We start from the raw sequence: 12,229 nt of genomic DNA on the forward strand, positions 1-12,229 counted from the left end.
ATTTAATGAGGATTCCTTATATACCTATGAAGATCTTTCCCGGGGTTATCTTCCTATCGGCCCTTTTGATCCTGTGCCTTAAACCGGTTTTTTCCGAGGAGATGGTCGCGCCCGAGCAACAGGCGCCGGCCGCAGCCGCAGAGGCGCCGGCGGAATCCGTCCCGGAATCGCCTGAAAATCCCTCCCTTGAGAATCCCGTCCCGGCGCAGCCCCCGGTTGTGGCCGCGCAGGAAAAGACGGTCGGGGGAGTCTATATCACGGGAAATAAGGCGGTCTCTTCGTCCTTGATACTTTCTAAGGTAAAGAGCAAGCAGGGCGAGGCGTACAAGAAGGCCACGGTCGATGAAGATATAAAGCGCATCTACGGCCTCGGATATTTCTCCGATGTGAAGGCCGAGGTGAAGGAATTTGAAAACAGCCTTGATATCACCTTTGCGGTGACCGAGAAACCGCCTATAGGCCAGATAATATTCGCCGGTAACAAGACCTTCAGGGATGAAAGGCTCAAGAAAGAGCTCAAGATAAAACAGGACGAGATCCTCGACGAGCGCCAGCTCAAAGAGAGCACGAAGGTCATCAGGGAGATGTATTATAAGAAGGGGTTTACCCACGCCAAGGTCGATTACGCGATAAGGCTTGATCCTGTGACCAATAAGGCGGTCGTAACGATCCTGATCGATGAGGACAAAAGGGTAAAGATAAACAGGATAACATTCGAGGGGAATAAGGCGTTCAAGTCGGACCAGCTCACCAGGCTTATGTCCACGAAGACGGCGTGGTGGTTCTTCAGGTCGGGCACTTTTAACGAGGATGCTTTCGAGAGCGATCTCGAAAAGATAAAAGCGTTTTATGAAAACAACGGTTACCTTGACATCAAGCTGGAACCCGACCTCAAGTACAACGAACAGGGCGGATCCCTCTGGATCAACATAAAGGTCGATGAGGGCAAGAAATATCTCGTCAATACGCTGGCGATAACCGGCCAAGCCGTCATCGCGGAGAAAGACCTGAGGAAACCCCTTAAGATGACGGTAGGAAAGGCTTTCAGCCAGGAAGCTATGCGCGCTGACGCCGACGCGATGCAAGGGCTGTATTTTGAGAAAGGGTATATATACGCCACTATAAAGCCGGAGAGCTCGCTTAATCCCGAGACTAACAATATCGACGTCAAATATACTATCATAGAGAACGAACTTACATTTGTCGGCAGGGTAGAGATCAAAGGCAACGTCCGCACCAAGGATAAGGTTATAAGGCGGGAGCTAAGGCTGCGTCCCGGACAGGCTTTTGATGGGAAGAAGCTCCAGCGTTCCAAAGAGAGGCTCTATAACCTCGGTTATTTTGAGGATATAACTTTCGATACGGAGAAGAGCACCGAGCCGAACAAGGCGAACCTCATCGTGGATGTCAAGGAGACCAAGACAGGAGAGTTCTCGTTCGGCGGCGGTTTCTCGACCGTAGATAAATTGGTCGGCTTCATCCAGGTTACGCAGCGTAATTTCGACCTGTTTAATTTCCCGACCTTTACCGGCGGCGGACAGCAACTCGCCGTCAGGGCGGAGATAGGTACCGTAAGAAGGGATTACCAGTTGAGTTTTACCGAACCCTGGGTATTCGATTATCCGTATCTTTTCGGGTTCGACTTATACCAAAACACCCACTTAAAGGCGGCGGATATAGGTTATGGTTATAGCGAGCAGAGGCAGGGAGGGGACTTAAGGCTGGGCAAAGAATTCGACGATAACGACAGGGCCGATATGATTTACAGGCTGGAGAGCGTCAAGATCTCGGATGTCGACTCAACCGCGCTGGCCGACCTCCAGAAAGAGCAGGGCACCAATGTCATCTCGAGCCTGACCCTGGGATTGACGAGAGACCTGAGGGATTCGACGTTGTCCCCGACTAAAGGATATATTTTGTTCGGTTCGGTCCAGGGCGCCGGCGGGCCTATCGGCGGCGACAAGAATTTCGTGAAGTACTACGGTTCGTCGAGTTTTTATTTCTCGTTCATCGAAAGACAGGTTTTGCAATTAACCGCGAGAGCGGGCGCGGTAGGCGCGTTCGGGAACACCGACAGCGTCCCCATCTATGAAAGGTTTTTCATCGGAGGCGCCGATACTGTCCGCGGCTACAAAGAAAGAAGCATAGGTCCAAAAGACCCGGTCACGAACAGCCCGTTAGGAGGCAACGCCATGCTTGTCGGGAACGCCGAATATGTCTTTCCCATAGTGGAATTCCTCAAGGGCGCGGTCTTCATGGATGCAGGCAACGTCTGGCAGAGGGAAGGCGATTTCGGCAAGGGCGGAGTTATGTATTCTGCCGGCACCGGTATCAGGGTAAAAACTCCGGTAGGGCCTATAAAGCTGGATTACGGTTATCCGCTTAAAACCGACCAGGGCGAGAAGAAGGTTGGAAGGTTTCACTTTAGCCTGAGCAGGGCTTTTTAACACGGAAGGAGAAGAAAGATGAAGGCAATGTCCAAGTTGGTCATTTTGGCGTTTTTAGTTTCGTTATCCATGGTGTCCGTAAACATGGCGCGCGCAGCCGGAGATAAGATAGGCTATATGGATCTCGGTAAGGTCTTCGATGAATATGGCAAGACAAAAGACCTTGACAAACAACTCGAGTCAAAAAGCAGCGCCAAACAGGGCGAAAGGGACAAGTTGGTCGCCGAGATAAAGAAGATGAAGGACGATCTCGACCTGGCCAAGGAAGCGGATAAGGCGAAGAAGACCGCGGCGGTACAGGAGAAGTTGAATAAACTCCAGGATTTCGACAAGGAGTCAAGGGACACCCTCAGGAAAGACCGCGATGACATGGCAAGGGTGATACTCAAGGAGATAAAGGATACCATAGACAATATCGGCAAGAAGGAAGGTTATAAGTATATTTTCGACAGCCGGGCCGTCTTGTTCGGAAGCGACACGGACAACCTGACTGACAGGATCCTTAAGATATTGAACGATCAATACGCCGCAAAGGGGAAGAGATAGCAAGTGCCTGAAGCGGGTTCTCCAATACATAAGACCCTCAAAGAGATCGCGCAATTGATAGACGGCGAGGTTATAGGCGACGGGAATGTCGTCATAACCGGGATAAGCGGGATAAGGGAAGCGGAAGAAGGGGACCTGACTTTCCTCGCTAACCCGCGCTATACCCCTCTGATGGATACGACCAGGGCGTCGGCGATCATAACTTCACGGGAGACGAAGACCGCGCCCAGGCCGATGATCCGCGCGGATAACCCCTCTATGGCGTTCGCCAAGGTGATCTCCATCCTTATGCCGAACGACCAGAAGTATCCCATCGGTATACATCCTGCCGCTGTGGTCGGGAAGAACGTAAAACTCGGACAAGATGTCGCGCTCCAGCCGTACGTCGTGATCGACGACGACGCCGCTATAGGGGACAGGACTATAATTTACGCCGGCAGTTATATCGGCAATCGCGCGAAGATAGGCAGCGACTGCCTCATTTACCCGAACGTCGTGATACGCGAGAAAGTCGAGATAGGGAACAGGGTGATAGTCCATTCCGGCACGGTCATAGGCAGCGACGGGTTCGGGTTCGCGACGGTCGGCGGAGAGCACCACAAGATACCCCAGATCGGGACGGTCCTTATCGAGGACGACGTAGAGATAGGCGCCAATGTCACTATCGACAGGGCGCGGTTCGGGAAGACCGTGATAGGGAAGGGCACCAAGGTGGACAACCTTGTCCAGATAGCCCATAACGTCATAGTCGGAGAGAATTCCATAATAATAGCGCAGGCCGGAATATCCGGTTCGACGGTCATAGGCAAGAACGTCACGATCGCAGGCCAGGCAGGTCTGGTCGGACACATAACTATCGGCGATAACGCGGTACTGGCGGCACAGGCCGGCGTCACGAAACCTGTGCCGGCGAATACATGCGTTTCGGGATACCCGGCAAGGCGGCACGATGAGGCGAAGAGGCTGAATGCCTTTGTCTCGCGCCTTCCTCAGATCGTCGATGAACTTAAAAAACTCGAAGAAAAATTTCAACAGTTGGAGAAGAAGATAGCAGATGGAACAACAGCTGACAATAAAAAGCGCGGTTGAGGCCGAAGGTACCGGCCTGCATACAGGGACGAAGGTAAAAATGCGCCTTTTGCCTGCCGAGCCTAATTCCGGCATAAGCTTTATCCGCGTAGACCTTCCGGATTCGCCGGTGATAAAAGCGAATACCGCCAATGTCATGGAATCCAGCCGCAAGCTGAGGAGGACGTCGCTTTCCTGCAACGGCGCAGAAGTCCATACGGTAGAGCACCTGCTGTCGGCGCTCAGCGGGATGATGATAGACAATATCAAGGTCGAGATAAACGGGCCCGAGCTTCCCGGTTTCGATGGTTCCGCGATGCCGTTTGTCGAGCTGATAAAGAAAGCGGGCGTGCAATCGCAGCCGGAACAGAAAAGGACCTTTACCGTAAAAGACCCGATCTGGCTCGAGGAGAACGATACGGTCCTGGCGATACTTCCCGATTCCGAATTAAAGATATCGTATACGCTGAGCTATGACCACCCGCTGCTCAGGTCCCAGTATGTCTCGGTCGTGATAACGCCTGAGACTTACGAGAAAGAGATAGCCCCGACGAGGACATTCTGCCTCGAGGCCGAGGCCGAGGAACTGAGAAGGCAGGGGCTCGGCAAAGGCGCGAACTTCGAGAACACCCTCGTTGTCGGCAAGGACGGCGTCATAAAGAATAAATTAAGGTTCAGCGATGAGTTTGCGCGCCACAAGATCTCAGATCTCATGGGAGACCTGTACCTTTTGGGTATGCCTTTAAAAGGCCATGTAATAGCCGTGAAATCCGGGCATCCGCTCAACGTCAGGCTTTTACAGAAGATAAGGCAGCAGCAGGAGCGCATGCGCGCCGGCGCCATGGAAAGCAAAGGCCCCGGCATCGTGGGCACGCCCCTCGATATAAACGATATAAAGAAGATACTGCCGCACCGTTACCCGTTCCTGCTCGTCGACAGGGTCATAGAGCTCGAGGACGACAAGAGGGCGGTGGGCATAAAGAACGTCACGATGAACGAGTTTTACTTCCAGGGCCATTTCCCGAACATGCCGATAATGCCCGGGGTGCTCATAATGGAATCGTTGGCGCAGGTCGCCGGCGTGATGATGCTCAACAAAAGGGAAAACCTCGGAAAATACGCCTTCTTCATGTCGATGGACAAGGTAAAATTCCGTAAAGCGGTCGTGCCCGGGGACCAGCTTGTCCTCGAGACCGAGGTGCTGAAACTGCGCTCCAAGACCGTCCAGGTGAAGGCTGTCGCGAGCGTCGACGGGAAAATTGTGGCCGAAGGCGAATTCATGTTCGCCCTGGTCGGCGGTGAAGAGGCTTCCGAGTAGTTCCTTACAAGGTGTAAAATGAAGATCCACCCTACAGCGATCGTAGATAAAAAGGCGGAGTTGGCCGACGGAGTTGAAGTCGGCCCTTATTGTATAATCGGTCCGGACGTCAAGATCGGCAGCGGCACCGTGATAGGCGCGCACGCCGTCATTGACGGGCACACGACTATCGGCCGCGATAATAGGATATTCACCGGGGCCGTGATAGGCTCCATTACGCAGGACCTGAAATTCAAGGGCGAAAAAAGTTACGTTAAGATAGGCGACAACAATATCATCCGCGAATACGTTACCGTAAATATGGGGACGAACAAAGAGTCCTCTACCGTGATAGGCAATAAGGTCCTTTTGATGGCATATTGCCATGTGGCGCACGATTGCGTCATAAAAGACGGGGCGATCATCGCCAACTGCGGCACGTTCGCCGGTTATGTCACCGTCGAGGAGAAGGCCGATATCGGGGGCCTTACCGGCGTCCACCAGTTCGTTCGCATAGGAAAGCTCGCTATCATAGGCGGCTGTTCGAAAGTCACGCAGGACGTGGTGCCTTATTCGATGAGCGACGGCCATCCCCTGAAAGTATACGGCCTCAATACCGTCGGGCTCGAAAGGGCCGACGTCCCCCAGGCATCGCGGAATTCCCTTAAAAAGGCTTTCAAGATACTCTTTAATTCGGGGCTTACCGTTCCCCATGCCTTGGAAGAGATAAGGTCGGAAGTCCCGAAATGCCCCGAAGTAGACTACCTCATAGAATTCACGGCTGCCTCTGAACGGGGCATATCAAGATAAAATAATATGGACACTATAGGACTTATCGCGGGTAAAAGCGATTTTCCGCTGCTTTTCGCAAAAGCGGCGAAAGCCAAAGGCATAAAAGTCATCGCCGTGGGCATCGAGGGCGAGACTCGGCCCGAGGTGGAAAAGCTCGTCGACAAATTTTACTGGGTAAAACTCGGCGAACTCTCCAGGGTGCTCGAGATCTTCAGGGCCGAAGGCATAAAAAAAGCCGTGATGGCCGGCGGGATCACTAAATCCAGGATATTCAACGAAGCGCTTAAGATCGACGGGTTGATGAAATCGATCCTTGTCAGGGCGCTGGACAAGAAAGACGATACATTGCTATCGATGATCACCGCGACGCTGAAATCGGCCGGCATAGACCTGCTGGATTCGACGCTTTTCCTCGAGGACCTGCTGCCGGCAGAAGGCGTGCTGACGAAGGCTAAACCGGCGCCTGCGCAGGAGGAGGATATCAGGTTCGGCGCGAGGGTCGCGAGGGAAGTGGCCGGCCTGGATATAGGGCTTTCGATATTCGTGAAAGATAAGGCCGTGATAGCGGTCGAGGATATCGAGGGGACCGACGCGATGATAAGGCGCGGCGGGCGGCTCGCCGGCCCGGGCGGAGTCATAATAAAAGTCGCGCGCCCGAAACAGAATATGAAATTCGACATACCGGTCATAGGGCCTCAGACTATACGTTCGATGGTTGAAGTGAAAGCGGCCTGCCTCGCGATAGAGGCAAAGAAGACGCTGATAATAGATAAAGAAGAAACGATCGCTCTCGCGGACAATAACGGTATTTCCATAATAGCGGTAAAAGTGTGAGCGGTATCCTTATATTAGGCATAGAGGACGAAGGCCTTAAGCGCGCCAAAAAAGCGCTGAAAGACGCCGATTACCAGGTCTATTCCTGCGATGAGGCCGATATAAAACTGGCCTACGAAGAGACACTGAAGAGGCGGCCGGATGTCATAGTCCTCGATTTCGCCTCCCCCAAGAATTTCGATGCGCAGGCTGTCCTGCGCGCCTTCAAGAAAGACAGGTTCCTTAAAGAGACGCCCATTTTCGCCATCCTGCCGGAAGACGGGATGCGGTTTCTCGATAACCTTTCAGGCATAGGCGATTTCATAATTGCCCCGTTTAACGGCGCGGAGCTCATAGCGCGCGTCAAGGCGCTCCTCAAAAAAGTCATACCGACCGATTCCGATGACATGATAAAGATAAGCGACCTGGTCATAGACGTATCAAGATATGAAGTGTCATTGAACGGCAGCAAAGTGGAGCTCACGTTCAAAGAATACGAACTCCTCAAATTCCTCGCCTCAAACAAAGGCCGCGTCTATTCCCGGGACCAGCTGCTCGACAAGATCTGGGGATACGATTACTACGGCGGCACCCGCACGGTGGATGTCCATATCCGCCGCCTCCGCAGCAAGATAGAGGACCGGAAGCACACCTTTATCGAGACCATCCGCAACATCGGCTACAAATTCATCGCTTAATCCCGTAACCTGCTTTTTTACCTTGAAATTTAAGCCCCGCTCGGCCTTTCTTTATTACTCGCCTCTACCGAATATCTACTGCGTCATAAACCGGCTCTTCGCGAGGCGTTAAATTTCAAGGCATGACACCCGCATGCAGGATTAATCAAGATTTAACGCGGATGTAATACGGATTTAACATTGGTCCGTATACTTAGCGGTGTGAAGATCAAAGAAGATGATCTTGAGAGGAAGTACAGGTGCGCAAAGTGCGGCTACTTAACACAGCGGCAGGCGCCCCCCAGGAGCTGCCCGATATGCAGGGCCGGTTCCGAAGTTTTTGACGACATCGGTGTCGACAGGTCAACGGCGAAGATAGCGGTCTATAATCCGAAACTGATCTAGGGCCGGATAAGATCGCGAAACCAACAGGTCAAGACATTGGGAGAAAGAGAGATAAGAAGATGTTACGTCAAAGCTTTTGGCTGGTTTTATGCATTATTGGGTTGTCCTCATTAATATCCCCAGCGGACTGTTTCGCGACCGCCTCCACCCACATCTGGGCGCCGTCAACTGACGTCCAGGCCTTCGGGGTAGTCCACGTGACAGGCGACATGTACCTGCCGGTCAGCAAGGATAAGGCCGGTAACAGGATAGCCACGGTAACCAACGAAGGCCTTACCGTCGGCGTTTTGCCTTTTGAAAAATTCAACATAGAAGTGGGATTTGACCACAAGACAGGGTATGGGGACCTGGACAATTATCCGATGTATTTCAACGCGAAAGGTGGGATACCTGAAGGCGCGTTCGGCGAATGGTTCCCGGCCCTGGCTGTGGGCGCTTATGACATAGGGACGAAGACGGACAAGACGAACTACAACCTTATCTACGGCAAGGCGGCGAAGACGTTCAAGATAAATGATTTCAACCTTGGCCGCCTCTCGCTAGGGTATTTTAACGGGAACAAAAAACTGTTGCTGGGCCCTAGCGGGAACAGGGACAACGACGGCGTCTTCGGCGCCTGGGAACGTACGATGACCGAAATATCTGACAAGCTCTGGATCTGCGCAGAATATCAGGGCACAAGGAGCTCGTACGGGTCATGGAATTTCGGTGCTTCCTGGAAGTTCTCGGATAACGTCTCCATGATAGTCGGGTTCGATCGTTACAACAACCGTAATCTTGCCGATACCGTCACCATACAGTTCGACGTTGATTTTGACGCGTTCAGCAAGTTGTTCAAGAAAAAATAGGAGGATGAAGAGATGAAAAAAATAATAAGGAAGAGCGCGTTCTGGTTTTTCGCCGCTTTTCTGTTTTTCACCGTTATCGCGACGGTAGTCGCGGCCGCGGAGGCCACTCCTGCGGTAAAAGTAGACACCGGCGATACGGCGTGGCTTTTGACATCGGCGGCGCTGGTGTTAATGATGACACCCGCCCTGGCGTTTTTCTACGGCGGTCTCGTGCGCAGGAAGAACGTGCTTTCGATCCTGATGCAATGCTTCATGGTGATGTGCCTTATAACCATCCAGTGGGTGCTCTTTGGTTATAGCCTGGCATTCGGGCCGGATGTCAAAGGCGTTATCGGGAGCCTTGCGTGGTTCGGGTTAAAAGGCGTGGGCCTCGACCCCAATCCGGCGTATGCAGCCACGGTCCCGCACCAGGCGTTCATGATATTCCAGGCGATGTTCGCCATCATTACGCCCGCCCTGATATTGGGCGCGTTCGCCGAGAGGATGAAGTTCTCGACGTTCTGCGTATTCGCGCTTGTATGGGCGACGGTCGTTTATGACCCGGTCTGCCACTGGGTATGGGGCGTCGGAGGTTTCCTGAGGGCCGACGGGGCGCTTGATTTCGCGGGAGGCACGGTCGTCCACATCAATGCCGGAGTCGCGGCCCTGGCGAGCGCCCTGGTTTTGGGAAAACGCAAGGGATATCCGGACAAGATATCGCCCCCGCATAACCTTCCGTTCGCTGTATTGGGCGCGGGATTGCTATGGTTCGGATGGTTCGGGTTCAACTCAGGCAGCGCGCTCGGTTCCGGCGCTCTGGCGACGAGCGCTTTTGTGGTCACTCATATAGGGGCCGCCGCAGCCGGACTAACGTGGGCGCTTTTGGACTGGATATTCAATTCACGTTCGACGGTATTGGGAATTATTACCGGCGTTGTCGCCGGCCTGGTCGCGATAACTCCGGCCTCGGGTTTTGTGAACCCTGTCGGGGCTATATGGATCGGTATTGGCGTGTCGGTCTTCTGCTATATGGCCGTAGCGTTGCTTAAGGTTAAATTCGGCTATGATGATTCGCTTGACGCTTTCGGAGTCCATGGCATAGGCGGCATCTGGGGAGCCCTGGCTACAGGCCTCTGGGCAACGAAGGCCGTGAACGCGGCCGGGAATAACGGGCTCTTCTACGGGAACCCGGCGCAATTTTTGGTGCAGCTCAAGGCCGTTATCATTACCGCGGTCTATTCGTTCGTCATGACCTTCGTGATCCTCAAGGTGCTTAATGCGATTATGGGCGTGCGCGCTTCAGAGCAGGATGAGCGCATAGGCCTGGACCTCACGCAGCACCGCGAGGCCGGCTACACGGTCCTGGATTAAAGGGAGGGATAAAGATGAAATATATCGTTGCGATAATACAGCCCGACAGGCTGGACGAGGTATTGGCGAGGTTAGAGGAGAAGGAGATACACCTGGTCACAGTCACGAGCGTCATGGGCCGCGGCCGCCAAAAAGGCATCTCCGAGGTCTACAGGAGCCATAAGGAGGCAGGAAGCCTCTTGAAGAAGGTCAAGCTGGAGATAGCCGTAAACGACGATTTCGTCAAGCCGGCTGTCGAGGCGATCGCTTCCAGGGCGCGCACCGGCCACGTCGGGGACGGGAAGATATTTATTCTCGATTTGCCGGAATGTATTCGTATACGTACAGGAGAGAAGGGAAATCCTGCAATTGGATAGATTAAAACGGGTGACTGCCGAGATTTAACATCCGCGTAATATGGATTTAACATTCGTTTTGTATACTTGTGGCATAAAAATAAGGGAGGTAAGCCAGCATGAAAGGGAAAGCAGTAAAGAAGGAGATAGCGGAAGTGAAGACGAAGAATCCGCTCGCGAACGGCTCGTTCAATGAGAAGGCCGCGCGCGACGTGATGAAACTCATCAAAGACAAGAAGATCGACATAATCGACCTGAAGTTCAACGACCTGCCGGGCCTGTGGCAGCATTTCTCAATACCGGCATCCGAACTGCTGGAGATGGACGATATAACGCGTTCCATCTGGGTCGACGGCATCGGGTTTGACGGTTCCTCGATCCGCGGTTTCCAGAAGATACAGGAATCGGACATGATCATGATACCGGATCCGTCTACCGCGGTCGTCGATCCGGTATGCGAAGTCCCGACCTTGAGCATCATCTGCGATATCTACGACCCGCTTACCCGCAAACCGTACAGCCGCGATCCGCGTTATATCGCGAAGAAGGCGGAGAAGTACCTCAAGGATACAGGCATAGCCGATTCCGTATATTTCGGGCCCGAAGCCGAATTTTTTATCTTTAATGATATCCGCTTCGACCAGAACGAGAATTCGGGTTACTACTTCATAGACTCGGTCGAGGGCGACTGGAACACCGGCAAGAAAGAAGACCCGAACCTCGGATATAAGATACGCTACAAGGAAGGGTATTTCCCGGTCCCGCCGCACGATTCGCTCCAGGACTTAAGGAGCCGCATAATCCTCAAGATGAAGGAAGCGGGAGTGAACATTGAAGTCCATCATCATGAAGTCGCCACAGCCGGCCAGTGCGAGATAGACATAAAGTTCGACAAGCTGACCAAAATGGCCGACAACCTATTGATGTACAAATACATCATAAAGAACATGGCCAAAAAAGCCGGTATGGTCGCGACGTTCATGCCGAAACCGCTCTTCGCGGATAACGGCTCGGGCATGCATTGCCATCAGAGCCTTTGGAAGAACGGCACGAACCTTTTCTTTGACAAGAACGGCTACGCGCTCTTAAGCCAGACCGCGAAGTATTATATCGGCGGCCTGTTAAAGCACGCGAACAGCCTCATGGCGTTCTGCGCCCCGACGACAAACTCGTACAAGAGGCTCGTCCCGGGTTATGAAGCGCCTGTCAACCTCGTCTATTCGGCGCGCAACCGTTCGGCAGCTGTCCGCATACCGATGTACAGCGACAGCCCGAAATCCAAGAGGATCGAGTTCAGGCCTCCGGACCCGTCATGCAACGGCTACATCGCATTCAGCGCCATGCTCATGGCCGGGTTGGACGGAATAATCAACAAGATCGATCCGGGCAAGCCGACGGATAAGGACCTCTTCGAATTAAGCGAGGAAGAGATGGCCAAGATACCGACGGTCCCGTCGTCTTTGCGCAGGGCTATCGACGCTTTGGAGGCGGACCACGAGTACCTGCTCAGAGGCGGGGTGTTCACAAAGGATGTAATAGATGTTTGGCTTGAGTTCAAGAGGAAGAAAGAGATAGATGCCGTCAGGATGCGTCCGCATCCTTACGAGTTCTACCTCTATTTCGATATTTAAGTTTATGGTAGAGGGGGTCC

Annotated in this window: 12 protein-coding genes; all 12 read left to right on the top strand. The window is 53.1% G+C overall.

Going from position 1 to position 12,229, the window contains the following annotated elements:
• Positions 1-26 precede the first annotated feature (26 nt).
• The 12 genes from bamA (at position 27) to glnA (ending at position 12,209) form a co-directional block, all read left to right on the top strand.
• Positions 27-2,447 carry an outer membrane protein assembly factor BamA gene (bamA, locus tag WC317_02860; GenBank protein MFA5339073.1) on the top strand — a complete coding sequence of 807 codons (2,421 nt, stop codon included), beginning with the start codon at positions 27-29 and terminating at the stop codon, positions 2,445-2,447.
• A gap of 27 nt (positions 2,448-2,474) precedes the next feature.
• A complete protein-coding gene (locus WC317_02865) occupies positions 2,475-2,993 on the top strand; it encodes an OmpH family outer membrane protein (protein ID MFA5339074.1) in 519 nt (172 codons plus the stop codon).
• A 3-nt stretch (positions 2,994-2,996) separates the two neighbouring features.
• Positions 2,997-4,082, top strand: coding sequence for a UDP-3-O-(3-hydroxymyristoyl)glucosamine N-acyltransferase (lpxD, locus tag WC317_02870; protein MFA5339075.1), 1,086 nt, complete (start codon positions 2,997-2,999; stop codon positions 4,080-4,082).
• Entirely contained in the window at positions 4,048-5,379 is a 1,332-nt protein-coding gene (locus WC317_02875; protein MFA5339076.1) for a bifunctional UDP-3-O-[3-hydroxymyristoyl] N-acetylglucosamine deacetylase/3-hydroxyacyl-ACP dehydratase, read from the top strand. The genes lpxD and WC317_02875 overlap by 35 nt, the downstream gene beginning before the upstream one ends.
• An 18-nt stretch (positions 5,380-5,397) precedes the next feature.
• Positions 5,398-6,168, top strand: a complete 771-nt coding sequence (gene lpxA, locus WC317_02880; protein ID MFA5339077.1) for an acyl-ACP--UDP-N-acetylglucosamine O-acyltransferase — start codon at positions 5,398-5,400, stop codon at positions 6,166-6,168.
• A 6-nt stretch (positions 6,169-6,174) separates the two neighbouring features.
• Positions 6,175-6,984 carry a UDP-2,3-diacylglucosamine diphosphatase LpxI gene (gene lpxI / locus WC317_02885; protein MFA5339078.1) on the top strand — a complete coding sequence of 270 codons (810 nt, stop codon included), beginning with the start codon at positions 6,175-6,177 and terminating at the stop codon, positions 6,982-6,984.
• A complete protein-coding gene (locus WC317_02890; GenBank protein ID MFA5339079.1) occupies positions 6,981-7,661 on the top strand; it encodes a response regulator transcription factor in 681 nt (226 codons plus the stop codon). The genes lpxI and WC317_02890 overlap by 4 nt, the downstream gene beginning before the upstream one ends.
• A gap of 180 nt (positions 7,662-7,841) precedes the next feature.
• Positions 7,842-8,045: a hypothetical protein gene (locus WC317_02895; GenBank protein MFA5339080.1), complete on the top strand. Its 204-nt coding sequence runs from the start codon at positions 7,842-7,844 to the stop codon at positions 8,043-8,045.
• A gap of 101 nt (positions 8,046-8,146) precedes the next feature.
• A complete protein-coding gene (locus WC317_02900; protein ID MFA5339081.1) occupies positions 8,147-8,893 on the top strand; it encodes a hypothetical protein in 747 nt (248 codons plus the stop codon).
• Positions 8,894-8,905: 12 nt separating this feature from the next.
• The gene (locus WC317_02905; protein MFA5339082.1) at positions 8,906-10,243 is read left to right on the top strand and encodes an ammonium transporter; all 1,338 of its coding nucleotides are present in this window, start codon (positions 8,906-8,908) and stop codon (positions 10,241-10,243) included.
• Positions 10,244-10,257: 14 nt separating this feature from the next.
• Positions 10,258-10,599 carry a P-II family nitrogen regulator gene (locus WC317_02910; protein ID MFA5339083.1) on the top strand — a complete coding sequence of 114 codons (342 nt, stop codon included), beginning with the start codon at positions 10,258-10,260 and terminating at the stop codon, positions 10,597-10,599.
• 194 nt (positions 10,600-10,793) lie between these two features.
• On the top strand, positions 10,794-12,209 hold the full coding sequence (gene glnA, locus WC317_02915; GenBank protein MFA5339084.1) for a type I glutamate--ammonia ligase: 1,416 nt from the start codon (positions 10,794-10,796) through the stop codon (positions 12,207-12,209).
• Positions 12,210-12,229 lie beyond the last annotated feature (20 nt).

Source organism: Candidatus Omnitrophota bacterium, from assembly GCA_041653595.1.
Classification (GTDB): Bacteria; Omnitrophota; Gorgyraeia; order Pluralincolimonadales; family Pluralincolimonadaceae; genus Pluralincolimonas.

Coding starts and splice junctions, on each gene's coding strand:
- bamA (MFA5339073.1), top strand. CDS start 27: ATGAAGATCTTTCCCGGGGTTATCTTCCTATCGGCCCTTTTGATCCTG.
- WC317_02865 (MFA5339074.1), top strand. CDS start 2,475: ATGTCCAAGTTGGTCATTTTGGCGTTTTTAGTTTCGTTATCCATGGTG.
- WC317_02875 (MFA5339076.1), top strand. CDS start 4,048: ATGGAACAACAGCTGACAATAAAAAGCGCGGTTGAGGCCGAAGGTACC.
- lpxA (MFA5339077.1), top strand. CDS start 5,398: ATGAAGATCCACCCTACAGCGATCGTAGATAAAAAGGCGGAGTTGGCC.
- lpxI (MFA5339078.1), top strand. CDS start 6,175: ATGGACACTATAGGACTTATCGCGGGTAAAAGCGATTTTCCGCTGCTT.
- WC317_02905 (MFA5339082.1), top strand. CDS start 8,906: ATGAAAAAAATAATAAGGAAGAGCGCGTTCTGGTTTTTCGCCGCTTTT.
- WC317_02910 (MFA5339083.1), top strand. CDS start 10,258: ATGAAATATATCGTTGCGATAATACAGCCCGACAGGCTGGACGAGGTA.
- glnA (MFA5339084.1), top strand. CDS start 10,794: ATGAAACTCATCAAAGACAAGAAGATCGACATAATCGACCTGAAGTTC.